The sequence below is a fragment of the Actinomadura rugatobispora genome, assembly GCF_042656285.1.
Classification (GTDB): Bacteria; Actinomycetota; Actinomycetes; order Streptosporangiales; family Streptosporangiaceae; genus Spirillospora; species Spirillospora rugatobispora.
In genome coordinates this window covers 49,521-73,779 of the sequence record NZ_JBHSON010000051.1, presented here as the reverse complement: position 1 = coordinate 73,779, position 24,259 = coordinate 49,521, and the positions used below count along the sequence as shown (strand labels likewise).

The window sequence follows — 24,259 nt, the reverse complement described above, 5'->3', positions numbered from 1 at the left end:
GCCCGGACGCCTCCCGGCCGCCGCCGTTTCCGGCGGGAGCTCCGACGGTACGGCGGCCCAGTCCGGGAACGCCGCCGGGAATCGCGGGCCGAGGTTGCCCCGGGTCTTCCGTCGGCGGCGAACCATCGGGATGATGAGTACTTGACTCCGACCGGTGTTGTGATGGAGGCGGGAGCGTTAGCCTGCTCCCATTCACTCATAGTGATGAAGACTTGCCGCGCGGTACGGGACCCCCTGGGGCGGAGGTGTTGCCGATGAGCACCGATACGTCCGTTCCGCATCCCCGGATCTCCGGGGTGGAGGGCCAGCCCATGGAAGCGACCGATCGACCGGCGGATATGGAAGCGACCGACGCAGCGCTGTACGCCACCCTCATGAGGCAGGCCCCGGCGGGCCTGGCGTTCTTCGACACCGGGCTGCGCTGCCTGCGCGCCAACGCCGTGCTGCCCGAGCTGCTCGGCGTCCCCGGGGCCGATCCGCGGCAGCGCCGCCCCCACGAGTTCCTGCCCGACGACCTGGCCGGCGCGTTCGAGACCGCGCTGCGCACCGTGCTCGCCGAGGACAGGCCCATCCCCGAGGCCGACCTGACCGTCCCGCGGCCGCGCCAGGAGAACCCGCCCGCGCCGGTCGTCGAGCCGCCCGTGCCGGTCCCCGGCCCGCCCGCCACCACCGTGGCCGCCGGAACCCGCGTGCTGTCGTGCGCCTGGCTGCCCGTCCGCGGCGCCGACGGCGGCCCCGCCGGGGTGGTGCTGACCGCGCTGGACGTCACCGAGCGCCGCCGCGCCGAGGAGGTCATCCGGCGCAAGGAGCAGCGCTACCGCTCGCTGGTGGAGGCCAGCTCCCAGGTCGTCTGGGTGGCCTCGCCGGACGGCGGCGTGATCGACGACGCGCCCGAATGGCGGTCGATCACCGGGCAGACCCCCGACGACTACGCGGTCGGCGGCTGGCTGGCCGTCGTGCACCCCGAGGACCGGCCCCGGATCGAGGCGATCTGGCGCGAGTGCGTCGCCGACAACCGGGTCTTCGAGACCAACTACCGGATCCGCACCAAGAGCGGCCAGTACCGGCACTTCGACGTGCGGGCGGTGCCGATCTGGCGGGCCGACACCGTGATCGAGTGGGTCGGCGCCAACACCGACGTCACCGGCCAGCGCGAGGCCGAGGAGATGCGCGGGCGGCTCACCGAGCAGCTGTCGGCGGCGGCGCTGCGCACCGCGCGGCTCCAGCAGGCCACCTCCATGCTGGCCGAGGCGCTGACCGTCAGCCAGGTCGTCCAGGTGATCACCGAGGTGGGCCGGTCGGCGATCGGCGCCGACTACTCCGCGGTGGCGCTGCTGGACGACGACAAGCTGCGGCTGAGCGTGGTCACCCCGTCCCCGCCCGGCGGCGAGAGCCGTCCCGAGTCGCGCCCGTCCTCCCGCGACGAGATCAAGGTCAGCGACCAGACCGTCATGTCGGTCGCGGTCCGGGAGAGCCGGCCGTTCCTGGCCGAGCACCCCGACAGCCTCCGGCTCCAGCTGGGCCGCGACGAGGCCGGGCTGTTCACCCAGCACACCGAGGAGCGCGCCTGGGTGGGCCTGCCGCTGCTGGCCGCGGGCGCCCCCATCGGCGCCCTGCGGTTCTCCTTCACCCGGCCCCGGGAGATCACCGAGGAGGAGCGGGTCTTCCTGGAGGCCCTGGCCGGCCAGTGCGCGCTGGCGGTGGAGCGGGCGCTGCTGTTCGAGCGCGAGCACAAGACCGCCGAGGAGCTCCAGCGCAGCCTGCTGCCCAGCGACCTGCCCCAGCTGCCCGGCATGGTGCTGGCCGCCCGCTACAACCCCGCCACCCGGCACGTCCAGGTCGGCGGCGACTGGTACGACGTGTTCCGCCTCCCCGACGACCGGCTGGCCGTGGCCGTCGGCGACGTCATGGGCAAGGGCGTGCTCGCCGCGGCCGGGATGGGCCGCGTCCGCAACGCCCTGCGCGCCCTGGCCCTCAACGACCCCCGCCCGGCCGCCGTGCTGGCCGGGCTCGACCGGCTCTTCTCCGCCACCGAGGACGAGGAGCAGTTCACCACCGTCGCCTACGCGGTCATCGACCCCGAGACCGGGCACGGCGCCTTCAGCAACGCCGGCCATCCGCCGCCCCTGCTGATCTCGGCGGACTCTCCCGCCAGGGTGAGCGGGCTCGAGCCGGGGACCCCGCTCGGCTGGCCCTCCCAGCGACAGCAGACAAGTTTTTCCATCGAGACCGGCAACACTGTGGTCTTCTATTCCGATGGACTTGTGGAGAACCGTAGGCGTGGGGTGGACGCCGGTCTGGAGGAACTGGTCGCGGTCGCGGCCGACGCCCCACCTGAAGTGGTAGGAGATCCGGAGAGACTCGTCGACTTCCTGGTCGATCGGATGCTTGCGGGATATGAGCAAGTGGACGATGTGACCGTGCTTGCCCTGCACGTCCCGCCGAAGCCCGTGTGACCCGTGTGAAGACCGCCGGGGCGGCGCCGAGGCCGGCCCCGGAAGGGCCGGAAGAGGTCCCGAAGACGGCACCGTCCGTACGAAGGACAGCCCGGCGCCCTCTAAGGTGGTGTGTTACCGGGCAGGACATCGAATGCGGAATGCGCAGCAGTGCCAGAATGCTTGACCCTAGTAAGAAGCGGGTACGCTGCGGTCCCGCACAGGGTGGCCCGCCCAGTGTGTGGTCCCACCCCGTGTGAGGCCGGGCCCGTCAGGGCACTTGGGTCAACCAAGCCACACGTTCGTTCGAGAGGTATTTGTGTCGCCTGCTAGCTCGACCTCGAAAGCGTCAGATCTGCACGAGCACGTCATCGCGCAACTGATCGAGCGTGGACGGTCCCAGGGTTACCTCGACGCCGACGACGTACGACGTACGTTCGAGGAGGCCGACATCCCCGTGTCGAAGGCCTCCAGCATCCTGCGGAGCCTCAGCAAGGAGGGTGTGACCGTCATGGTGAGCGCTGCCGACTCAGCGGCGCCCAAGCGTTCGCGCAAGCGCGCGGCGCCGGCGGCGCGCAAGCCCAAGACGGCCGCGGCGGCCAAGGAGCAGCCCACCACGGTGACCGCCGTCGTCGACGACGGTGCCGAGGAGGCCCCGGCCCGCCCCGCCGCGCCCAGTCCCGCCACTCTGGCCCGTAAGGCCGAGGCCCGCAAGGGCGCGGCCGCCGGCAAGCCGAAGAAGCCGGAGCCGGCCCGCGGCGAGGCCGCCAAGGGCGAGGCCGCCAAGTCCGAGCCGCGCAAGCCCGCGGCCAAGAAGGCCGCCCCGGCCGCCGCCAAGGGCGCCGGACCGGCCAAGAAGGGCCCGGTCAAGGCCGCCGACGACCCCGAGCTCGAGGACGACGTCGACGTCACCGACCTCGACGACCTCGAGGAGCTCGACGAGGGCGACGACCTGGTCGTGGTCGAGGACTCCGACGACTCGGCCGCCGACGCCGAGGAGCCGGCCGAGGAGGAGCCCGCCGCCGCGACGACGGTCCGCGCCCCGGTCAAGGGCCCCAGCGGCAAGCCGTCCGGCACCGACGAGGAGGCGTTCGTCCTCGGCGACGACGACGAGGACGCCCCCGCCCAGCAGATCGCGGCCGCCGGCGCCACCGCCGACCCGGTCAAGGACTACCTCAAGCAGATCGGCAAGGTCCCCCTGCTCAACGCCGAGCAGGAGGTCGAGCTCGCCAAGCGGATCGAGGCCGGCCTGTTCGCCGAGGAGCGGCTCGCCTCCGACGGGCACGCGATGTCGGAGGAGGACCGCGACGACTTCGAGTGGATCGCCGAGGACGGCCGCCGCGCCAAGAACCACCTGCTGGAGGCCAACCTCCGGCTCGTGGTGTCGCTGGCCAAGCGCTACACCGGCCGCGGCATGCTGTTCCTGGACCTGATCCAGGAGGGCAACCTGGGCCTGATCCGCGCGGTCGAGAAGTTCGACTACACCAAGGGCTACAAGTTCTCCACCTACGCCACCTGGTGGATCCGGCAGGCGATCACCCGCGCGATGGCCGACCAGGCCCGCACCATCCGCATCCCGGTGCACATGGTCGAGGTCATCAACAAGCTGGCCCGCGTCCAGCGCCAGATGCTCCAGGACCTGGGCCGCGAGCCCACCCCGGAGGAGCTGGCCAAGGAGCTCGACATGACCCCGGAGAAGGTCGTCGAGGTCCAGAAGTACGGCCGCGAGCCGATCTCCCTGCACACTCCGCTGGGCGAGGACGGCGACAGCGAGTTCGGCGACCTGATCGAGGACTCCGAGGCGATCGTCCCGGCCGACGCGGTCAGCTTCACGCTGCTGCAGGAGCAGCTGCACTCGGTGCTGGACACCCTCAGCGAGCGCGAGGCCGGGGTGGTCTCGATGCGGTTCGGCCTGACCGACGGCCAGCCCAAGACGCTCGACGAGATCGGCAAGGTCTACGGCGTGACCCGGGAGCGGATCCGCCAGATCGAGTCCAAGACCATGTCGAAGCTGCGCCACCCGTCCCGTTCGCAGGTGCTGCGCGACTACCTCGACTGAGGTGGACTGATCGGCAGGCACGGCGGGAACGTGCGGTAGGAGACCACTCCGGCACAGGCCGGGGTGGTCTTCTCCTTTTCCGGGGCATTGGCCGTTTGCGGTCAGGAGCGTGGCCGCATCCGGACGCTCGCGGGACGGGTGCGGAGGAGGCCCGCCGGGGACGCGGGAAGCGCTAAACACGGCCGTGTTTCGGGAATGTTCCCGCAGGCGGGAAGGGGCCCCCGCGCCCGCCGTCCGGTTTCTTTGACTGGAAGAAAATATCCAGGTCAAAGATGCTTCGGGGTATGTAACACACTATTTACATCCAGGTAGCGCGCGCCGCCGTGCCCCTTCCTACGCTTCCGCAGCATGGGACTCATGGAGCTTGACCGGGCACATGGAGGTTCGGTGGAGCAGCACAGGCCCGGCCGGGCGCCCACCGCCGTCCGCGCCCGCACGACACATGTGATCGGCGGACGTCCCTGGTCGGATCCCGTCCTCGACCAAGCCGTCGACGCCGTCCACGACCGCTACCTGAGAGTCGGCGCGCGCGCCCTGGCCGAGGCCCGCGACGACCCCGAGCTGCGCTCCCTGCGCGTCGAGGCACTGGCCAAGGCCGCCGTCGGCTCCGGCTCCTACATCGAGGCGCTGCTGGCCGAGGACTCCTCCAACCCGGACCTGTGGCTGTGGCTGGGCCGCACCCGGATCGAGGAGGCCTGGCGGATCCGGCCCGACGCGCGGGCGCGGGCCGTCCAGGCCGCCGGCTACACCGCCTACACCAAGACGATGCAGAAGGCCCGCGACCCGCTGCTGAACGCCTCCAGGCTGTGGCCGGGCGATCCCGTCCCCTGGGAGGCGATGCTCTGGCTCGCCCTGGGCCTCGACGCCGACCGCGAGGAGAAGGACGAGCTGTGGCGGCAGGCGTACCGGCGCGGTCCCACGCTGTACGGCTCGCACGTTGCCCGCGTGGTCAGCCTCTCCCCGCAGTGGGGCGGCCTGCCGGAGGAGATGTTCGACTTCGCCCGGGTCGCGATGAGCACGGCGGGCCGCGAGGATCCGCGGTCGGCGCTGCTTCCGCTGGCCTACTTCGAATATTTCGTCCAGGAACGCCAGGGGATCATCCGGGGTTCGTCCCGGTGGTTCTCGGCGGAGGAGTGCCGGGACGTCGAGGCCGCCGCCCGCGGCTGGTTCGAGGGCCCCCGGCCCCATCCGCGCACGATCGAGGCGCACAACATCTTCGGCGCCGCGTTCCACCTGGCCGACTCCCGCCGGCCCGCCCGCCAGCATCTGCTCCGCACCTTCGGCCGTCCCAGCAGCCTGCCGTGGAGCTATCTCGGCGGGAACGAGGTCGGGCAGTACATCAAGGCCTGCCGCCACCTGAACATCACCACGGTCTGAGGACGCCCCTGCGCGAGACCTCCCGCCTCAGGGACCTCCCACCCCTCAGGCGTGCAGGATGACGTCCAGGTTGTCGCCGTTCAGCTCCGCCGTGTGACCGAGCCCCGCCACGATCTTCAGCAGCTCCTCCGGGCTCTCCGGAGCCGCGCCGGCCTCCAGCAGGTCGTGCGCCACCCTGCCGCGCGTCGCCTTCGCCATGTGGCTGACCACGGTGCGCTTGGGCACGCCCCCCAGCATGCGCTCCCGGAAGACCCGCACCGTCACCGCGGGACCCTGCCCCCGCGCCGGCCTCCACGCCGCGACGTACGGCCCCGAGCGCATGTCGACGATCAGCCGCCCCGCGCCCGCGACGGGCTCCAGGGCCTCCCGCAGCGCCGGACGCCACAGCGCGGCCAGCTTCCCCGCAGGGGGCAGCGTCACGCTCATCGCCAGCCGGTAGGGCGGGATGCGGTCGGTGAGCCGCAGCGCCCCCCACAGGCCCGAGAACACGATGATCTGGTCGGCCGCGCGCTCCGGATCGAGCTCGTGCAGCGCCAGGTTGTCGTACAGCACGCCGGTGTAGAGCCGCGCGACCGGCAGCGTCGGGGCCCGCCGCAGCGCCAGGTTGCGGGTGAGCGCCTCCTCGGCCTGGCCGGCCGGGAGGGCCAGCAGCTCGGGCGCGTCGTCCCGCAGGCACGCCTCGCCCAGCGCGTTCAGCACCCGTTCCCGGACGGGGTTGAGCGAGGGGAAGGCCAGGCCGCCGAGGTCGAGCGGCGGCCCGTCCCCCGGGGCGGCCTTGCGTTCCGACGGCGGCAGCAGAATGAGCACCTGTCCTGGATCTCCTCAACATTGACCACGTTGCGTGATTTCACGATCGCACACGGCGATCGAAAGTGCGCCCCGCACGGTTTCGGGGCTTATCCCGGAATGGGTGAACGGCGGCCACCGTCGCCGGTGACCGCCGTTCCGGGATTCTTTTATTTCGAGGGCTTACCGCTCGTCTGCGGGTGCGGTGGCCGGGGTTTCGTTGAGCCTGTCGGTCTCGTCGTGAATGTCGGCCCCGTTGGCGCGGAGGGCCTCTGCGTACTTACGCCCGTGGTGGGCGCAGAACAGAAGGTCGCCGCCGCCTACAAGGACTGCACGGACGTAGGCCTGGGCACCGCAGCGGTCGCAGCGGTCTGCGACGGACAACGGCTTGGTTGGGGCAAGGGCTCCAGTCACGGCACCTTCCTCATGCTCGGGGTCGGTACTTAGGACAACATCTAACCCGACGCTGACGTTCCCAACCTGTTTCTTCGTACGCCCACAGCAGAATGGGCCAATTAGTGACCGACATCACAGCGCCGGCTCACGCATCGTCCCATCTGAACAGCCTGACCGCGAGGAATGTTCCCGCGACCGCGATCCCCAGCAGCACGCCGATCTCCGGAAGGACCGCGGAAGGCCCCTGGTCACGGGCCATGACGTCCAGCATGCTCTCGTTCAGATAGCGCAGCGGGAACGCGTACGACACGGCCTGCATCCAGCCGGGCGAGGCGTCCAGCGGGAAGAACGAACCGCCCAGGAACGCCATCGGGAGCACCACCAGCTGACCCACCGTCTGCGCCGCCTCCTGCGTCTTAGCCCACGCCCCGATGACCGTCCCGATCGCCAGGAACGCCAGCACGCCCGACACCACCATCGGCACGCACATCCACCACGACCCCCGCAGCTGGAGATCGAACATCGGCAGCCGCGCCACCAGCAGGAACAGCGCCAGCTGCACCAGCGCGATTCCCACGCTCACCGTGACGCGCGCCCCGAACACCGCCGAGACCGGGGCCGGCGACAGCCGCAGCCGCCGCAGGATGCCCTTGGTGCGCCAGGTCACCAGCGTCTGCGCGGCCCCGAACACCCCCGCCGACGCCAGCGCCCACCCCAGCAGGCTCGGCGTGAAGAACTGGATCGCCTTGAGCGACTCGTCCTCCACCTGCTCGACCGTCAGCCGGTACGCGGCCGGCCGCCCGCTCGCGGAGATGTTCGCCGACTGGACGATCGAGTTCATCAGCCCGCGGACCGTCCCGGACTTCACCGTGTCGGCCGCCGAGTAGCGCACCACCAGCTCGCCGCCGCGCTGCTCCACCACCGCGGCCGCGTCGCCCTTCGCGACCTCCTCCAGCGCGGCCGCGCGGTCGGTGCTCCGGGTCACCTCCAGGACCTTGGCCAGCTCGCCGCCGCCCCCGGCGACGGCGCCGTCCAGGATCGCCGACGGCCCGACCTGGATCACCTCCACCTTCGAGGTGGTCTGGCTCCCGAACACCCCGCCGAAGATCACCAGGAACATCAGCGGGAACAGGATCGTGAAGAACAGCGCCCCGCGGTCGCGGGCGAACCCGAGCGCCATCGCCCGGGACAAGCTCCGGAAGCTCTGCAGGCCGGTCATGCGCGGTACTCCCGTCCGGTGAGCTCCAGGAAGACGTCCTCCAGCGTGGCGCCGCGGATCTGCACGCCGTCCAGCGCGTTCCGGGCCGCCATCGCCGCCACCACCTCCGAGGGCGCGCGGGTGGAGATCACCAGCGACACGCCGTCGTCGGAGACCTCGTCGGCGCCCGGCAGCGCCCCGGCGTCCCCGGCGGCCAGGGTCCCGCTGGCGACGCTGATCCGGGACGGCGCGTCCAGGTCGCGGACCAGCGCGGCCGGCGCGCCCAGCCGCAGGATCCGCCCCGCGTCCATGATCGCCACCCGGTCGCAGAGCAGCTCGGCCTCGTCCATGTAGTGCGTGGTCAGGACGATCGTGCGGCCCTCGGTGTTGATGGCGCGCAGCACGTCCCACAGGTTGCGGCGCGCCTGCGGGTCCAGCGCGGCGGTCGGCTCGTCCAGGAAGACCAGCTCGGGGTCGTGCACGAGCGCGCACGCGATCGACAGGCGCTGCGCCTGCCCGCCCGACAGCTTCTCCACCCGCACGTCGGCCTTGTCGCCCAGCCCGACGGTCTCCAGCATCGCGTCCGCCTTGGCGGGCGGCACGCCGTACAGGGAGCCGAACGTGCGCAGCTGCTCGCGCGCGGTCAGCCGCTCGAAGAACGAGGACGCCTGCAGCTGGACGCCGATCCGCGGCAGCAGCCCGGGATTGCGCGGCCACGGCGGCAGGCCCAGCACCGACACCGCGCCCTCGTCGGCCTCCCGCAACCCCTCGACGATCTCCAGAAGGGTCGTCTTGCCCGCCCCGTTGGGCCCCAGGATGCCGAAGAACTCGCCTTCGGGGACCTCGAACGAGACCCCGTCGACGGCCCGGACGTCCCCGTACCGCTTCCGGAGCCCGTCCGCGCTGATCGTATGTGTCATGCACACGACGGTAGAACCGGGACGGACCGGGGCGGCACCTCCTAAAGTCGGAGATGCGCACCGGCGTGTCGCTGCCCGCGGACGTGGACGATCCTCCAGTTCAGCCCCGGATCGTCCCGCGGCCGCGAGCGACACGTCCGGGCGAAAACGCGTACCGTGACGATCGTCTTCGATAGTATGTTCGATCACGGCTCGCACAGACGGGCGGCGAGCCTGCCCGTGGGCCGTCGGCGGATGGGGGTACCCTGCTGCCGAATGTCCTACCCCCGAGGAGCACACGCACGTTGACCGCCGCGACCGCTGAAGCGACCACCGACGATTCGCACGGCTACTCCGCCCGGCACCTCTCGGTGCTGGAGGGCCTGGAGGCCGTGCGCAAGCGACCCGGCATGTACATCGGGTCCACCGACAGCCGTGGGCTCGCCCACTGCCTCTGGGAGATCGTCGACAACTGCGTCGACGAGGCCCTCGCCGGCTACTGCTCCCACATCAACGTCGTGCTGCACGCCGACGGCTCCTTCGAGGTGGGCGACAACGGCCGCGGCATCCCCGTCGACATCCATCCCAAGACCAAGCTGTCGGGCGTCGAGCTGGTGATGACCCGGCTGCACGCGGGCGGCAAGTTCGGCGGCGTGTCCTACACCGCCTCCGGCGGCCTGCACGGCGTGGGCGCCTCGGTGGTGAACGCGCTGTCGGCCCGCCTCGACGTCGAGGTCGACAGCAACGGCGCCACCCACGCCATCAGCTTCCGCCGCGGGCTGCCCGGCGAGTTCGCCGAGGCCGGCCGGCCCAACGCCCGCTTCAAGAAGCGCTCCGGGGTGCACCAGGTGCGCAAGGTGGCGCGCACGACCACCGGCACCCGCGTCCGGTTCTGGCCGGACATGCAGATCTTCCTCAAGGGCGCCACCGTCGACCAGGCCCAGGTCCTCGACCGGATGCGGCAGACCGCCTTCCTCATCCCCGGCCTGACCATCGACGTCCGCGACGAGCGCGGCGAGGAGGTCCTCGAGGAGACCTTCCGCTTCGACGGCGGCATCAGCGAGTTCTGCACCTACCTCGCCAAGGACGCCGAGCTCGTCGACGTGCTGCGGATCCAGGGCCGCGGCCACTTCACCGAGACCGTCCCGGTGCTGGACGACCAGGGCCACCTGGTCCCCACCGACGTCGAACGCGACCTGGAGGTGGACGTCGCGCTGCGCTGGGGGAGCGGCTACGACACCATCACCAAGTCGTTCGTCAACGTCATCGCCACGCCCAAGGGCGGCACCCACGTGCGCGGCTTCGACCGCGCGCTGATCCGCGTGATCAACGACCAGCTGCGCGCCACCAAGCTGCTCAAGAACGGCGACGAGGACGTCATCAAGGACGACGTCCTGGAGGGCCTGACCGCCGTGGTCACCGTCCGCCTGCCCGAGCCGCAGTTCGAGGGCCAGACCAAGGAGGTCCTCGGCACCTCCGCGGCCGCGCGGATCGTGTCCCAGGTGGTCGGCCGCGAGCTCAAGGCCATCTTCGACAACCCCTCGCGCGGCCGGAAGCAGCCGCTGCGCGCGGTGCTGGAGAAGATCGTCGGCGCCGCCAAGACCCGGATCGCCGCCCGCACCCAGCGCGACAACCAGCGCCGCAAGAACGCCCTGGAGAACTCCGCCCTCCCCGCCAAGCTGGTCGACTGCCGCACCACCGACGACCGCAGCGAGCTGTTCATCGTCGAGGGCGACTCCGCGCTGGGCACCGCCAAGCTGGCCCGCGACTCCGAGTTCCAGGCGCTGCTGCCGATCCGCGGCAAGATCCTGAACGTGCAGAAGGCGTCCGTCGCCGACATGCTCAAGAACGCCGAGTGCGCCGCCATCATCCAGGTGATCGGCGCCGGCTCGGGCCGCACGTTCGACCTCGACTCGGCCCGCTACGGCCGGATCATCCTGATGGCCGACGCGGACGTCGACGGCTCGCACATCCGCTGCCTGCTGCTCACGCTCATGTACCGCTACATGCACCCCATGCTGGAGGCCGGCCGCGTCTTCGCCGCCGTGCCGCCGCTGCACCGCATCGAGCTGATCAAGCCCAGGAAGGGCCAGGACAAGTACGTCTACTGCTACAGCGACGCCGAGCTCCGCAAGAAGCTCGTCGAGTTCGAGCGCCGCGGCATGCGCTGGAAGGAGCCCGTCCAGCGCTACAAGGGCCTCGGTGAGATGGACGCCGACCAGCTCGCCGAGACCACCATGGACCCGCGCCACCGCATCCTGCGCCGCATCCGCATCGAGGACGCCGAGGACGCCGCCAAGATCTTCGACCTGCTCATGGGCAGCGAGGTGGCCCCGCGCCGCGAGTTCATCACCGCCGGCGCCGCCGAGCTGGACATCGAACGCATCGACACCTAGAAGCCGCCAGAAGCCGCCGCCGTGAGGCCCCGTTTCCCGGGGCCTCACAGCCATGCCCTGTGAGCGCCGAGCACCCCACACGCTGAAGGCGCCCATACGCCTGCCCTCAACCCGGGCCACGTCCGCCCGCACCCGGCGGGAACCCGTCCCACGGTCGCTGAGGCCCCTGAGCGAGCGGGCCCGCACACCGAGTTCGCCCTGACCGCGGCCGCGGAGCGCTCCCGAGGACAGCCGTTGGTCGCGCGGAGGCGGGGGGAGGGTGTCACCGAAGGTGATGATAAGTACGCGCTTCGTGGGTACTGCACGTTCCAATCGGACGAGGGAGCGTGCATGACGCAGACGGAAGTCGATCCGAGGCAGCTCGAGGGCGGGCTGCGCCGGGTCATCGGGCGCAAGGTGCTCATGCTCTTCGTGGTCGGGGACATCCTCGGAGCGGGCATCTACGCGCTCGTCGGGCAGGTCGCGGGCGAGGTCGGCGGAGCGGTGTGGATCCCGTTCCTGGTGGCGTTCGTGCTGGCGGCGCTGACCGCCACCGCCTACGCGGAGCTCGTCGGCAAGTATCCGCAGGCGGCCGGGGCCGCGCTCTACACCAACAAGGCGTTCGGGATCCCGTTCGTGACGTTCATCGTCGCGTTCACGGTGATGATGAGCGGGATCACCTCGGCGAGCGCGGCCGCGCGGGCGTTCGGCGGGAAGTACCTGGCCGAGTTCGTGTCGCTGCCGACGCTGGTGGGCGCGCTGATCTTCCTGGCGCTGGTGACGCTGGTGAACCTGGCCGGGATCTCCGAGTCGATCAAGGTGAACGTGGTGCTCACCCTGATCGAGGCGTTCGGGCTGCTGGTCATCATCGTGATCGGGGTGTTCGCGCTGGTCAGCGGGGACGGCGAACCGAGCCGGGCGCTGGAGTTCCACCCGGCCAACGGCGCCTTCCTCGGCGTGCTGGGCGGGACGGCGCTGGCCTTCTACGCGCTGCTGGGGTTCGAGGACTCGGTCAACCTGGCCGAGGAGGCCAAGAACCCGCCCAGGGACTTCCCCGCCGCGCTGTTCGGCGGCCTGGCCATCACCGTGGTGATCTACGTGGCGGTGGCGTTCACCGCGACCATGCTGGTCGACGCCGAGACGCTGCGGACCTCGACCGGGCCGCTGCTGGAGGTCGTCAAGGTCGCGGGGCTGAGCTTCCCGCCCAAGCTGTTCGCGCTGATCGCCCTGCTGGCGGTGGGCAACACCGCGCTGATCAACATGATCATGGCGTCCCGGCTGGTGTACGGGATGGCGCGGGAGCGGATCGTGCCGTCGCCGTTCGCGATCGTGCACCCGACCCGGGCCACGCCCTGGGTCGCGATCGCGTTCACGGTCACGATCGCGGTGGTCCTGGTGAGCACCGGCGACGTGGGCGGGCTGGCCGACACCACCGTGCTGCTGCTGCTGTGCGTGTTCGCGCTGGTGAACGTGTGCGTGCTGGTGCTGCGCCGGGAGCGCGTCGAGCACGCGCACTTCCGCGCCCCGACCTGGATGCCGGTGGTGGGCGCGGTGAGCTGCCTGTTCCTGACGCTGCCGATCACCGGCCGGGAGGGCGAGGTCTACCTGCGCGCCGCGATCCTGCTGGCCGTCGGGCTGGTGCTGTGGGGGGTCAACCGGCTCGTGGTGGGACGGGTCGACGCCGTCGACCCGGGCGGGATCGACAAGAACTGACGGGAGGGCGGTCCGGCCGGGTCCGTCAGCCGGGCTCGTTGCCGGGCTTCCACTTGATGCCGCAGCCGAGGCTGGGCGCGTGCGGCTCGGGAACGGCCTTGCCCGCCAGGACGAGGTCCAGAGCCGCACGCAGGTCGGCGCCGTCCGAGGGCACCTCGTTGCGGGGACGGGCGGCGTCGAACTGGCCCCGGTAGGCCAGGCGGCGGCCGGCGTCGTACAGGAAGAAGTCGGGCGTGCAGGCGGCCCTGTAGGAGAGCGCGACCTCCTGTGACTCGTCGACCAGGTACGGGAAGGCGAACCCGGCCCGTTCCGACTGCTCGCGCAGGTGGGCGGCGTCGTCGTCGGGGTTGCGTCCGGTGTCGTTGCTGCAGACGGCGATGGTGACCAGGCCCTTCGCCGCGTACTCGGCCGTGACCGCGCCGAGCGCCGCCTCGATGCGGCGGACGTACGGGCAGTGGTTGGACAGGAAGGTCACCAGCAGCGCGGGCGCCCCGGGGAAGTCGCCGGGGGACACGGCCGGGCCGCCTCCGGCGGGCGGCAGCGAGAAGCCGGGAGCGGGCGTGCCGAGCGGCACCATGAACGATGAGATCGCCATGCCGCCATTGTGTCCCGGGGCCCGGTAACCGCTCACTTCGGTCAAGCAATCGTTTGTTAGGCTCTGCCGATCTGCCGGAACGAGCGATGGGCGGGACATGCCGGAGCAGGAACGCATGAAGCAGGTGCTGCAGGCCTACGTCGACGGCTTCGCCGAGGGGGACGCCGCGGCGGTCGCGGGGCTGTTCGCCGACGACGCCACGATCGAGGACCCGGTCGGCAACCCGCCGATCTCCGGACGCGCGGCGATCGACGAGTTCTACGCCAACGCGGTCGGCAGCGGCGCCAAGCTCTCGCTGGACGGGCCCATCCGCGGCTCGCACGGGAACAGCGCGGCCATGGCGTTCACCATCGAGGTGCCCGGGGTGGTGCGCATCCGGGCCATCGAGGTGATGACGTTCGACGACGACGGCAAGGTCACCGAGATGCGCGCCTACTGGGGTCCGGACGACGTCGAGCAGTAGGCGGACGGCGTCCCGCGCGCGGCGGCCGGTTCCCTGGGGGAGCTGGCCGCCGTCGTCGTGCCGGTGGGTTTGTGAGGCGATGACAAGAACAGGAGCGCGGTCCGCCGGTTCATAGGCATGAAGTGCGTGTCTCTCGCAAGGCAACGCCCAACTTGGCCGCTCTCGGCCAATCTTAACCATGCAAGCGCTTGCTTACGCAGCTGAGGTGGTCTTAGCTGGCGGGTGCGAGCGTACAGAGGGCGGGCGTCACCTCCGGATCCGGGGCGCACCGCCACTCGGGGGCCGGCGCGGAACGCGCGGCCGGGGCTGATCATCCCGCGGCGTGCCACCCCACCCGCCGGAAGCACGGACATGGGCCACTACCCGAGGAGAGAATGTGAAGGCCCTCGTCAAGCTCGGCACACCCGCCATCGCGGCCGCCACGGCGGTCGGCCTCCTGGCCGGCACCGCCTCCGCGGCCACCACCACGGTCCTCAGGGAGGACACGAGGACGCCCTACGACGGCGGCTACCAGATCCTCAACGTCGGCGCCCTCACCTTCAGCGGCACGGGCTTCACCGCCAGCTGCTCGAGCGCCGACCTGCGCGGCACCCTGACCTCGTCCGGCTCGGGCACGCTGGACTCGGCGAACGTCACCGGCTGCACCAGCAACCTGGGCAACCCGACCGTCACCTTCCGCAACCTGCCCTACACCGATGGCACCCTCGCCTACGGGCCCAGCGGCAACTACGACGGGACGCTGACCTTCACCGACACCGACCTGGAGATCCAGGCGAGCTTCGGCTTCCTCACCTGCGTCTACGGGTTCGACGCGACCCACACCAGCCTGACCTTCCAGGTGCGCAACTCCGACAACCCCGCCAACTCCACGGGCCAGCTGGCCGGGACGATGAACAACGTCTCCCTCGGCCTGAAGTCGGGCAGCTTCCTGTGCCCGAGCGGCGTCACCGCCAACGGCACCGGCAAGGCCCTGGGCAAGGTCAACCCGAGCGACACGACCTACACCCAGAAGCTGCACATCACCGCCTGAGAGTCCCCCCGCCCGGCCGTCCCGCTCCCGCACGGGACGGCCGGGCCCCTTGCTTCCCGTAGAGAAGGCGATTCGTCCCGTGAAGATGTCGTTCCGCAAGGGGCTCGCGGCCGCCGCGATCGCGTCCCTCGGCCTGGCCGCCCTCCAGCCCGCGACCGCCTCCGCCTCCCCCGCCGCCGCGCCGTCCTCGGCCGCCGCGCCGTCGTTCGACCTGAAGGCCGACTGCCCGAAGCTGCCCGCCGGCGCCGATCCGGCCCGCTGGGAGTGCCTGGTGATGGTCGTGGACGGCGGCTCGCTCAAGCTGGGCGGGCTCAGCCAGCAGATCACCGAGCCCATCACGATCGTCGTGCAGTCCGGCCCGCCCGCCGGCGGCGGACCCAACGAGCTCAAAGAGATCAGGATGGACGCCGACCCGATGAAGATCCCGGGCGGCGTCCTGGGCCTGCTGGGCCTGCCCAGCGTGCCGTGGCTGGAGGACCTGCCCGGCTTCAAGGTGGAGGTCGAGGCGAGCTACGCCGGGGGCTTCTCCTTCGCGCTGCCGGTCGCCAAGGTCGACATGCGGGTGCGGATCATCAACCTGCTGCTCGGCGACGCCTGCTACATCGGTACCCAGGCCGAGCCCCTCAAGTTCACCCTGGTCGCCGACATGTCCACGATCAGGGTGGTGAGCCCGGGAGACCCGTCCGACCCGCTCGCGCACCCGTTCGTCATCGCCGCCACGGCGGCGGACAAGACCTTCACCGTGCCCAGGTCCAGCTGCGGCATCTGGGGCGCGGCGATCGACTGGAAGGCCGCGCTGCCCTCCCCGTCGGGCAGCAACGAGGCCGCGTTCGAGACCTTCATCGCCGTCGCCACCTACCAGGGCACCGGCACCCCGCTCCGCGACCCCCGCACCCTCAAGGTCGGCTGACCTCCGGGCGATTCCGCCGGTGAGAGACGGGATCGCCCACAGCCGCCGGTTGGCACAGGGCCGTCGGGTGGATGGTGGCCGTCGATGAGAGTCCGGACGTCCGGACGTCCGCTGGGAGCGGCCGTGGGCGGAAGACGCGGCGGCCCCCGCACCCTTGCTCGGTGCGGGGGCCGCCGCGTCAGCGTGCTGCGATCACTGGGGTGATGCGTCGTCGGGGGTCGGCGCCTGCTCCGGTTCGGGGGTGGGGGCGGGGTGGAGGGGGCCGCCGAAGGCGGCGACCTCCGCGGTCAGCCGTTCACCGGAGCCGTCGCGGCGCCCGATCTCGACGTCCACCAGCAGCGGCTTGCCCGTGGACGAGGCCGCCCGCACGGGCGCGGGGCCGGCCCACGCCATGATCAGCGCGTCCTCGCCCTTGAGGAAGCGGTGCGACCGGACGCCGCCGGTCGCGCGGCCCTTGGCGGGGAAGTCGGCGTAGTCGGCGAGCTTGACCGCGCCCTGCTCGGTGCCCGGCAGCGCCGAGGACGAACCGGAGATCGTCACCACCCGGGACTCGCGGTCCGGGTCGAGCGCGCCGAACCAGATGACGGTGGCCCCGGCCGCCAGCTTGATGCCCGCCATGCCGCCCGCCGCCCGGCCCTGCGGCCGCACGTTGGACGCGCTGTAGTGCAGCAGCTGGGCGTCGCTGGTGATGAAGACCAGATCGTCCTCGTCGGCCACGGTGACGGCGCCCACCACCTGGTCGCCGTCCTTGAGCGTGATGACCTCGAAGTCGTCGCGGTTGGGCGGGTAGTCGGGCACCACCCGCTTGACCACGCCGTGCGCGGTGCCCAGCGCCAGCGAGCCGTCGAGCGAGCTCAGCCCCACCACCTTCTCGTCGGGGTCGAGGTCGACGTACTCGGTGATGGGGGCGCCGCCCGCCAGCGACGGCGGCGAGGCCGAGGCCGGCAGCATCGGCAGGTCGATGACCTCCACCTTGATCATCCGTCCGGCGGAGGTGACCACGCCGAGCTGGGCGCGGGCGCTGGCCCGCACCACCGACACCAGCACGTCGTGCGGGGAGCGGGCGCCCTCGTCGGCCAGCGGCTCGGCCGAGCCCGTACGGGCCAGCAGGCCGGTGGAGGACATCAGCACCAGGCACGGGTCGTCGGCGACCTCCAGCGGCACCGCGGCGGTCGCGGTCTGGCCGGACGACTCCAGCAGCACCGTGCGGCGCGGGGTGGAGAACTCCTTGGCGACCTCGCCCAGCTCCTTGGAGACCACGCCGCGCAGCTTCTTCTCCGACTCCAGGATCGCGGTCAGCCTGGCGATCTCCTTGGCGAGCTGCTCCTTCTCCTTCTCCAGCTCCAGCCGGTCGTAGCGGGTCAGCCGGCGCAGCGGGGTGTCGAGGATGTACTGGGCCTGGATCTCCGACAGCTCGAAGATCTGCATGAGCCGCTGCTTGGCCTGGGACGCGTCGTCGCTGTCCCGGATGATCTGGATGACCTCGTCGATGTTGAGCAGCGCGACCAGCAGGCCGTCGACCAGGTGGAGCCGGTCCTCGCGCTTCTTGCGGCGGTGCGCGCTGCGGCGCCGGACGACCTCGATGCGGTGGTCGACGTACACCTGCAGCATGTCGCGCAGGCCGAGCGTGCGGGGCTGGCCGTCGACCAGCGCCACGTTGTTGATGCCGAACGACTCCTCCATCGGCGTCAGCCGGTAGAGCTCGGCCAGCACGCCCTCGGGGTTGAAGCCGTTCTTGACCTCGATGACCAGCCGCAGCCCGACGTTGCGGTCGGTGAGGTCCTTCAGGTCGGAGATCCCGTTGATCTTCTTGTTGTTGACCAGTTCCTTGATCTTGGCCTTGACCCGCTCCGGGCCGACCGCGTACGGCAGCTCGGTGACGACGATGCCCTTGCGGCGGGGGGTGACGTCCTCGATGTGCACGGTGGCGCGGGTGCGGAAGGTGCCGCGGCCCCGCTCGTAGGCGTCGCGGATGCCGTCCAGGCCCACGATCCGGCCGCCGGTGGGCAGGTCGGGGCCGGGCACGAAGCGCATCAGCTCCTCGAGCGAGGCGTCGGGGTTGTCGATCAGGTGCCGGGCCGCCGCGATGACCTCGCCGAGGTTGTGCGGCGCCATGTTGGTGGCCATCCCGACCGCGATCCCGGACGAGCCGTTCACCAGCAGGTTGGGGAACGCGGCGGGCAGGACCTCGGGCTCCTGCTCCTGGCCGTCGTAGTTGGGCCGGAAGTCGACGGTGTCCTCGTCGATGGAGGCGACCATGAGCATCGCCTCGCGGGTCAACCGGGACTCGGTGTACCGCATGGCGGCCGGCATGTCGTCGCCGCCGAGCGAGCCGAAGTTGCCGTGCCCGTCGACCAGCGGCATCCGCATCGCCCACGGCTGGGCCATCCGGACCATCGCGTCGTAGATCGCGCTGTCGCCGTGCGGGTGCAGCTTGCCCATCACCTCGCCGACCACGCGGGCGCACTTGACGTGCCCGCGTTCGGGGCGCAGGCCCATCTCGTTCATCGAGTACAGGATCCGGCGCTGCACGGGCTTGAGGCCGTCGCGCGCGTCGGGCAGTGCCCGCTGGTAGATGACCGAGTACGCGTACTCGAGGAAGCTGCCGCGCATCTCCTCCGAGACATCGACGTCGATGATGTTCTCTTCGAAGTCCGGCGGGGGAGGGGCCTGGGATCCACGACGTGCCATGTGGGACATTGTGGCGGGTCCCTGAGACAGATTCGCACCGCACCACCCCTCGGCGCGCCGAAACCGCCCCCTCCGGGCGTCCGTATGGCCGCCTCCGGCCGTGTCCGGCCCGGTCGCCGGGGCGCCGGTCGGCGGGCGGATCGATCGCCGAGGAGGTTTCCGATGAGCGCGCTGGCCGACTTCCAGAACGAGATCTACCTGAAGGGGCTGGGCGACGTGCTGCCCGAGCTGCCCACCGACCTGACCCGGCTGGAGGGGCTGGCGGAGCGGAGGCTGTCGTCGCGGTCGTTCGGGTACGTGGCGGGCTCGGCGGGCAGCGAGGCCACCGCGCGGGCGAACCGGGCGGCGTTCGACCGGGTGCGGATCGTCCCGCGGATGCTCCGGGACGTGGCGCGGCGCGACCTGTCGGTGGAGGTGCTGGGCACGGCGATGCCCGCGCCGGTGCTGCTCGGGCCCATCGGCGTCCTGTCGATCCTGCACCCGGAGGGGGAGCGGGCGGTGGCGCGGGCCGCGGCGTCGTGCGGGCTGACGATGGTGCTGAGCACGGCCGCGTCGTACTCGATGGAGGAGGTCGCGGAGGCGGGCGGCGAGGGGCCCCGCTGGTACCAGCTGTACTGGCCCAAGGACCGCGAGATGGCGGTGAGCTTCCTGGAGCGGGCCAAGGCGGCGGGCTACTCGGCCCTGGTCGTCACCCTCGACACGTTCACGCTGGCGTGGCGGCCGCGCGACCTCGACCAGGCGTACCTGCCGTTCCTGCGCGGGATCGGCGTGGCCAACTACTTCTCCGACCCGGTCTTCCAGAAGGCGGTGGGCGGCCCGGTCACCGGCGCCAACCGCGACACCGCGCTCCTGCACTGGGTGGCCAACTTCGGGAACCCGTCGCTGACCTGGGACGACCTGGAGTTCCTGCGGGACCACTGGGACGGCCCGATCGTGCTCAAGGGCATCCAGCATCCCGATGACGCCCGCCGCGCCGTGGACGCCGGCATGGACGGCGTGGTCGTCTCCAACCACGGCGGGCGGCAGGTGGACGGAGCCATCGCCTCCCTGGACGCGCTCCCGGGCGTCGTGGAGGCGGTGGGCGACCAGGCCACGGTGCTGTTCGACAGCGGCATCCGCACCGGGTCCGACATCGCCAAGGCGCTGGCGCTGGGCGCCCGCGCGGTGCTGGTCGCGCGGCCGTACGCCTACGGCCTGGCCCTGGGCGGGGAGGCCGGGGTGCGGCACGTGCTGCGCTGCCTGCAGGCGGAGCTGGAGCTGACGATGGCCCTGTCCGGGCACCGGAGTCCGGATGAGCTCGGCCCGGAGAGCGTCCACCGGAGTTGAGCGCGGGGTGCCCGGTGATGACCCGTGACGGATGTCATGGGTCGGCCCCGCGTTTCTCCCGGGGTGCTCCTGACGCCTGTGACTGCAAGTCTTCGCAGGGTGGCGGCGAGCATGGGGGCATGGGCGTGAACGTGATCGAGGTGTCCGGGGCAGGGGTCTGTTTCGGCGGGCGGGACGCCGTGCGCGACGTCTCGTTCGGCGTCGCCGAGGGGGAGGTCTGCGCGCTGCTCGGCCCACCGGGCGCGGGCAAGACGACGCTGCTGGAGATCGCCTCGGGGATGCGGCGTCCTACGTCCGGGCGGGTGCGGGTTCGGGGGGCCGACCCGTACGAGGACCGGGCGGGGCTGCGCACCGGCGCCGTCTGGCGGGAGGGCGGGCTGTTCCCCGGCCTGACCGTGGCGGAGGTGGTCGACACGTGGCGGCGGTGGACGCTCGACCCGCTCCCCGGTGACGAGGCGCTTCGCCTGGTGGGCCTGGGCGGCTGCGAGGGCGTGCCCTTCGAGAGGCTGACCCCGTGTGCACAGCGCCTGCTCGATCTGGCGCTGGCACTGGTCGGGCGTTCTGACGTCCTCTTCCTGGACGAGCCCTCCGCCGGCCTGGACGTGGCGTCCTCCCGCCACGTCGGCTCGGTCTTGAGAGGGTTGGCCGAGGACGGGGTGACGATTCTGCTGGCGACGCGGGATCCGTACGAGGCGTGGTGCGCGGACAGGGTCGGCATCCTCGACAGGGGGCGGCTGGTGCCCGGCGGCGATCCGGCCTGGCCGCGGCGGGCCGCTTGAAGGCGGCACGTACGTGAGGGCGGCACGTACCCTGGGCCGTGCCATAGCCGGCCCCCCGCGCGGAGGCGGAGAGGTGCAGCCCAGGATTCCGCGTCCCACCGGCATCGCCGCGATCATCGTGGCGATGACGCTCGTCACCTTGGCCGGGCTCCTGCTGCCCGCCGTCTGGTACGAAGTGCTGGACCGGCGCGACCCGGGCCGGATCGTCCTGGGCCTGGTGTGCGTCGCGGCCGTCTTCACCCTGTACGGGCGGCTGCTGTGGCTCAATCTGATGCGCCGCACCGTGCCCGCCCACGGGATCGGCCTGGCCGCCATAGCCGCGGTCTGCTGGACCCTCCCGGCTCTGATGGGCGCCCAGGTCGGCTGGGGGAGCGCCCTGGTCGTGCCGGTGGGCCTCATCGCGGTTGTGCTGCCCTTGCGCGCGGCGGTGCTCGTGACGGCGGCGGCCACGGTCCTGACCCCCGCCTACGGGCTCGTGCTGGGGCTGCCGGTTCTCAACGTCCTGTACCAGCTGGTGGGCGTGCCGGTGGGGGCGTTCTCGGGGTACGTGACCGTGTGGCTGTTCCATGTCGTCCAGGAGTTGCGGGAAGCGCGCGCGGAGCTGGCCCGTTCGGCGGTGGGCGAGGAACGGCTGCGCTTCGCCCGGGACCTGCACGACGTGCTCGGCCACAGCCTCCAGGCCGTCGCCCTGCGCGCCGAGGTCGCCGAGCGCTTCGTCGAACGCGACCGGGAGCGGGTCCGCGGGGAGCTGGTCGAGATCCAGCGGATGGCGCGGGACTCGGTACGCGATGTGCGCGAGATCGTCCGCGGCTACCGGGCGACCTCGCTGCGCAGCGAGCTGCAGGGCATGTCGGCGGTGCTGCGCGCGGCGGGGATCCGCTGCGACGCCCCCGAGGTCTCGCCCGACCTGCCCGCGCACGCGCACGAGCCGCTGGGATGGGCGGCCCGGGAGGCGGCCACCAACGTCCTGCGGCACAGCGGCGCCACCTGGTGCCTGATCACGGTGCGGTCCGACGACGCGCACGTCCGGCTGGAGATCTCCAACGACGGCGCGGGCCGGCGTCCCGCGCCCGCCGCCGGAGCCGCCGCCGGGGCCGGGCTGGCGGGCCTCGCCGAACGGATGGCGGCGGTGGGCGGCGAGTTCACCGCGGGCCCGGCCGGGGACGGCACGTTCCGGCTGGCCGCCGCCGTGCCCAGGGCGGTGCCCAGGGCGGTGCCGAGGGCGAAGGGAGAGGCATGATCCGGGTGCTGCTGGCCGACGACCACCTCCTCATCCGGGAGGCGCTGGTGCTGCTGCTGGAGACCGAGGACGGCATCGAGGTCGTGGCGGACGTCGGCCGCGGCGACGAGGCCGTCGAGAGCGCGCTGCGCCTCAAGCCCGACATCGCCGTGCTCGACATCGACATGCCCGGGCTGGACGGCCTCGCCGCGGCCGAGCGGCTCTCCCGGGAGCTGCCCTCCTGCCGGCCGGTGATCGTGACCGCGCACGGCCGTCCCGGCAACCTGCGCCGCGCGATGGCCGCGGGCGTGCGCGGCTTCCTCGGCAAGGACGCCCCGGGCGCCCGGCTGGCGGAGGTCGTCCGCCAGGTCGCCGCGGGCGCCCGGTACATCGATCCGCAGCTGGCGGCCGACGCGCTCGCCGCCGAGGAGTGTCCGCTCACGCCGCGCGAACTCGACACGCTGCGCGCCGCCGCCGACGGCGCCCCGGTGAGCCGGATCGCCCGCGGCCTGGGCCTGTCGGAGGGCACCGTGCGGAACTACCTGTCGGCGGCGGTCACCAAGCTCGGCGTCGACAACCGCCACGCGGCGGTGCGGGCCGCCCGCGACCTCGGCTGGTTGTGAGCGGGGCCGGGGCGAAACGTCCCGGCAACCTTCCGGTAACGCGCGGCCCCTAACCTCTCCGGCACCCGCCGAAAGGTTCCCCGTGCATCCCGTTAGCCCGGCCCGCCGCCTGGTCCATCGCCCAGGTCGCCGACGTTCAGGCGCGGGCCAGGGTGTAGTCCAGGTCGAGGGCGTCGAGGATGGCGCCGTCCAGGGCCAGGGCCTCCACGACGGGCGCGCGGCGGGCGCCCCAGACCACGACGGTGTGACCGTGTGCGGGGACCTCCAGCATCCGGTTGCCCACGCGCAGGTGGCTGGCCTCCGCCGCGACCCGGAGGCGGGCCTGGCTCACCCACTTGGCGCCCCAGGGGAGCAGCCGGTTGGCGTTGCGGACGGTGCGGCCCGTCCCGTACCGCTGCAGGTGCCGTCCGCCCAGTTCGGCGGCCGAGCGGCGGGCGAGGGGCTCGTCGAAGGCCGAACCGCCGGCGCCGCCCAGTTCCATCCACTCGCCGTCGCGGCGGTGGAACATCCAGCCCTCGATGAAGGGAGGGAGCCCTCCTGAGACGCCCCCCGGCCGTCTTAGGAACGTGACAACGGCGATGTCACCGTCGACGTCGAGGCAGAGCGGCAGGAACCCCCGGCCGTCGTCGAACCCGGCGGCGGTGGGCTCGGGGAGGCCCTCCCGCAGCAGCCGCACACACTCCGCGTGCACCTCGTGGTCGTTCATCCGGTGACCTCATGATCAGGCAGGCAGGGGAAAGGGCCCTCCCGCAGAGAGGGCCCTACGTCGGATTCACTCTAAAGGTCTGGGTCACTCGGTTTCATCCGTCTCTCTGACTCCCGTCGGCTCCGGATATGCCGGGAGTGGTCGCAGCGACCGGACGGCAGGGTGCCCGGCGGGGTTCGGCCCGCGGGTGCGGGCCTTTTCCGGCATGTCCGGATCACGGGTCAGCGCGCGCACCGCCAGCGTCGCGCACAGCCCGGCGACGGGCAGTTCCACGCCGGCGGCGAGGGCCAGCGCGGCCGTCCGCCCGGGCCCTGCGGGAGCGGTGGTCACGTCGAACCAGGCGTCCATGACCAGGAGCGACGCGGTGGCCGCGGCGGTCAGGCTGTGACGAACATCGCCCCGGGCCAGCAGCGTCCCGGTGGCGATCAGCCCGGTCGCGAGCGCCGCGTCCAGGCCGATCCACGCCGCGGACCAGTTGGACACCTGCGTCGTGGACGGCAGCCGCGCGGCCAGGACGCCCATCCACGGCACCAGCGCGGCCCCGCCGGCGACCAGCCCCCAGCCCGCGAGCCGCGTCCTCCTGTCGACGGGGTCCGCCAGACCCGCACGCCACTCCGGCCACTCGCGCCGCCGCCGGGACGGGCGGCGGGCTCCTAGGGGGGCGGCGACCATCGATGAC

The 24,259-nt window shown here is 72.0% G+C and carries 20 protein-coding genes; 12 read left to right on the top strand and 8 right to left on the bottom strand.

Annotated features, from left to right (window positions below; all coding sequences use genetic code 11):
• The first annotated feature begins 254 nt into the window (after positions 1-254).
• From ACFPZN_RS31915 to ACFPZN_RS31905, 3 genes are all read left to right on the top strand, one after another.
• Positions 255-2,456: a SpoIIE family protein phosphatase gene (locus ACFPZN_RS31915; protein WP_378285993.1), complete on the top strand. Its 2,202-nt coding sequence runs from the start codon at positions 255-257 to the stop codon at positions 2,454-2,456.
• Positions 2,457-2,754: 298 nt separating this feature from the next.
• Positions 2,755-4,494, top strand: a complete 1,740-nt coding sequence (locus ACFPZN_RS31910) for an RNA polymerase sigma factor (RefSeq protein ID WP_417281732.1) — start codon at positions 2,755-2,757, stop codon at positions 4,492-4,494.
• A gap of 387 nt (positions 4,495-4,881) precedes the next feature.
• Positions 4,882-5,871 (top strand): hypothetical protein, encoded by a 990-nt coding sequence (locus ACFPZN_RS31905; protein ID WP_378285992.1) that lies wholly within the window; start codon positions 4,882-4,884, stop codon positions 5,869-5,871.
• A gap of 45 nt (positions 5,872-5,916) precedes the next feature.
• Here the strand turns inward: ACFPZN_RS31905 and ACFPZN_RS31900 are convergent, their stop codons facing one another.
• The 4 genes from ACFPZN_RS31900 to ACFPZN_RS31885 all read right to left on the bottom strand — a co-directional run bounded on the left by ACFPZN_RS31900 (position 5,917) and on the right by ACFPZN_RS31885 (position 9,171).
• Positions 5,917-6,678 carry a YaaA family protein gene (locus ACFPZN_RS31900; protein WP_378285991.1) on the bottom strand — a complete coding sequence of 254 codons (762 nt, stop codon included), beginning with the start codon at positions 6,676-6,678 and terminating at the stop codon, positions 5,917-5,919.
• A gap of 162 nt (positions 6,679-6,840) precedes the next feature.
• On the bottom strand, positions 6,841-7,071 hold the full coding sequence (locus ACFPZN_RS31895; protein WP_378285990.1) for a DUF7455 domain-containing protein: 231 nt from the start codon (positions 7,069-7,071) through the stop codon (positions 6,841-6,843).
• A gap of 127 nt (positions 7,072-7,198) precedes the next feature.
• Positions 7,199-8,272 (bottom strand): ABC transporter permease, encoded by a 1,074-nt coding sequence (locus ACFPZN_RS31890; protein WP_378285989.1) that lies wholly within the window; start codon positions 8,270-8,272, stop codon positions 7,199-7,201.
• Positions 8,269-9,171, bottom strand: a complete 903-nt coding sequence (locus tag ACFPZN_RS31885; protein WP_378285988.1) for an ABC transporter ATP-binding protein — start codon at positions 9,169-9,171, stop codon at positions 8,269-8,271. Before ACFPZN_RS31885 ends, ACFPZN_RS31890 begins: the two co-directional genes overlap by 4 nt.
• Before the next feature lie 284 nt (positions 9,172-9,455).
• Here ACFPZN_RS31885 and ACFPZN_RS31880 point away from each other — a divergent pair, with 284 nt between their 5' ends.
• Complete coding sequence (locus ACFPZN_RS31880) at positions 9,456-11,546, top strand: DNA gyrase/topoisomerase IV subunit B (protein ID WP_378285987.1); 2,091 nt, start codon at positions 9,456-9,458, stop codon at positions 11,544-11,546.
• A 330-nt stretch (positions 11,547-11,876) separates the two neighbouring features.
• Positions 11,877-13,238 carry an APC family permease gene (locus ACFPZN_RS31875; protein WP_378285986.1) on the top strand — a complete coding sequence of 454 codons (1,362 nt, stop codon included), beginning with the start codon at positions 11,877-11,879 and terminating at the stop codon, positions 13,236-13,238.
• 25 nt (positions 13,239-13,263) lie between these two features.
• On the opposite strand, the gene ACFPZN_RS31870 is transcribed toward ACFPZN_RS31875, so the two are convergent.
• Complete coding sequence (locus tag ACFPZN_RS31870) at positions 13,264-13,833, bottom strand: thioredoxin family protein (protein ID WP_378285985.1); 570 nt, start codon at positions 13,831-13,833, stop codon at positions 13,264-13,266.
• Positions 13,834-13,930: 97 nt separating this feature from the next.
• Here ACFPZN_RS31870 and ACFPZN_RS31865 point away from each other — a divergent pair, with 97 nt between their 5' ends.
• From ACFPZN_RS31865 to ACFPZN_RS31855, 3 genes are all read left to right on the top strand, one after another.
• Complete coding sequence (locus tag ACFPZN_RS31865; RefSeq protein WP_378285984.1) at positions 13,931-14,296, top strand: steroid Delta-isomerase; 366 nt, start codon at positions 13,931-13,933, stop codon at positions 14,294-14,296.
• A 376-nt stretch (positions 14,297-14,672) separates the two neighbouring features.
• On the top strand, positions 14,673-15,326 hold the full coding sequence (locus tag ACFPZN_RS31860) for a hypothetical protein (protein WP_378285983.1): 654 nt from the start codon (positions 14,673-14,675) through the stop codon (positions 15,324-15,326).
• Between the two features lie 79 nt (positions 15,327-15,405).
• Positions 15,406-16,236, top strand: a complete 831-nt coding sequence (locus ACFPZN_RS31855; RefSeq protein ID WP_378285982.1) for a hypothetical protein — start codon at positions 15,406-15,408, stop codon at positions 16,234-16,236.
• A gap of 192 nt (positions 16,237-16,428) precedes the next feature.
• On the opposite strand, the gene ACFPZN_RS31850 is transcribed toward ACFPZN_RS31855, so the two are convergent.
• On the bottom strand, positions 16,429-18,927 hold the full coding sequence (locus ACFPZN_RS31850; protein ID WP_378285981.1) for a DNA gyrase/topoisomerase IV subunit A: 2,499 nt from the start codon (positions 18,925-18,927) through the stop codon (positions 16,429-16,431).
• Positions 18,928-19,089: 162 nt separating this feature from the next.
• Here ACFPZN_RS31850 and ACFPZN_RS31845 point away from each other — a divergent pair, with 162 nt between their 5' ends.
• The 4 genes from ACFPZN_RS31845 (at position 19,090) to ACFPZN_RS31830 (ending at position 22,874) form a co-directional block, all read left to right on the top strand.
• A complete protein-coding gene (locus ACFPZN_RS31845; protein WP_378285979.1) occupies positions 19,090-20,253 on the top strand; it encodes a lactate 2-monooxygenase in 1,164 nt (387 codons plus the stop codon).
• A 119-nt stretch (positions 20,254-20,372) separates the two neighbouring features.
• Entirely contained in the window at positions 20,373-21,032 is a 660-nt protein-coding gene (locus ACFPZN_RS31840) for an ATP-binding cassette domain-containing protein (protein ID WP_378285978.1), read from the top strand.
• A gap of 73 nt (positions 21,033-21,105) precedes the next feature.
• On the top strand, positions 21,106-22,272 hold the full coding sequence (locus tag ACFPZN_RS31835) for a sensor histidine kinase (protein WP_378285977.1): 1,167 nt from the start codon (positions 21,106-21,108) through the stop codon (positions 22,270-22,272).
• Positions 22,269-22,874, top strand: a complete 606-nt coding sequence (locus tag ACFPZN_RS31830) for a response regulator (RefSeq protein WP_378285976.1) — start codon at positions 22,269-22,271, stop codon at positions 22,872-22,874. Before ACFPZN_RS31835 ends, ACFPZN_RS31830 begins: the two co-directional genes overlap by 4 nt.
• 136 nt (positions 22,875-23,010) lie before the next feature.
• On the opposite strand, the gene ACFPZN_RS31825 is transcribed toward ACFPZN_RS31830, so the two are convergent.
• Together ACFPZN_RS31825 and ACFPZN_RS31820 are read right to left on the bottom strand one after the other, a co-directional pair.
• Positions 23,011-23,580 (bottom strand): hypothetical protein, encoded by a 570-nt coding sequence (locus ACFPZN_RS31825; RefSeq protein ID WP_378285975.1) that lies wholly within the window; start codon positions 23,578-23,580, stop codon positions 23,011-23,013.
• An 84-nt stretch (positions 23,581-23,664) separates the two neighbouring features.
• Complete coding sequence (locus tag ACFPZN_RS31820) at positions 23,665-24,252, bottom strand: hypothetical protein (RefSeq protein WP_378285974.1); 588 nt, start codon at positions 24,250-24,252, stop codon at positions 23,665-23,667.
• Positions 24,253-24,259: the final 7 nt, after the last annotated feature.

What these genes read in the sequence shown, in the direction of transcription:
- ACFPZN_RS31885 (WP_378285988.1), bottom strand. Translation starts at nt 9,171, where the DNA reads ATGACACATACGATCAGCGCGGACGGGCTCCGGAAGCGGTACGGGGAC.
- ACFPZN_RS31830 (WP_378285976.1), top strand. Translation starts at nt 22,269, where the DNA reads ATGATCCGGGTGCTGCTGGCCGACGACCACCTCCTCATCCGGGAGGCG.
- ACFPZN_RS31840 (WP_378285978.1), top strand. Translation starts at nt 20,373, where the DNA reads ATGGGCGTGAACGTGATCGAGGTGTCCGGGGCAGGGGTCTGTTTCGGC.
- ACFPZN_RS31875 (WP_378285986.1), top strand. Translation starts at nt 11,877, where the DNA reads ATGACGCAGACGGAAGTCGATCCGAGGCAGCTCGAGGGCGGGCTGCGC.
- ACFPZN_RS31865 (WP_378285984.1), top strand. Translation starts at nt 13,931, where the DNA reads ATGCCGGAGCAGGAACGCATGAAGCAGGTGCTGCAGGCCTACGTCGAC.
- ACFPZN_RS31850 (WP_378285981.1), bottom strand. Translation starts at nt 18,927, where the DNA reads ATGGCACGTCGTGGATCCCAGGCCCCTCCCCCGCCGGACTTCGAAGAG.
- ACFPZN_RS31890 (WP_378285989.1), bottom strand. Translation starts at nt 8,272, where the DNA reads ATGACCGGCCTGCAGAGCTTCCGGAGCTTGTCCCGGGCGATGGCGCTC.
- ACFPZN_RS31915 (WP_378285993.1), top strand. Translation starts at nt 255, where the DNA reads ATGAGCACCGATACGTCCGTTCCGCATCCCCGGATCTCCGGGGTGGAG.
- ACFPZN_RS31845 (WP_378285979.1), top strand. Translation starts at nt 19,090, where the DNA reads ATGAGCGCGCTGGCCGACTTCCAGAACGAGATCTACCTGAAGGGGCTG.
- ACFPZN_RS31825 (WP_378285975.1), bottom strand. Translation starts at nt 23,580, where the DNA reads ATGAACGACCACGAGGTGCACGCGGAGTGTGTGCGGCTGCTGCGGGAG.
- ACFPZN_RS31870 (WP_378285985.1), bottom strand. Translation starts at nt 13,833, where the DNA reads ATGGCGATCTCATCGTTCATGGTGCCGCTCGGCACGCCCGCTCCCGGC.
- ACFPZN_RS31820 (WP_378285974.1), bottom strand. Translation starts at nt 24,252, where the DNA reads ATGGTCGCCGCCCCCCTAGGAGCCCGCCGCCCGTCCCGGCGGCGGCGC.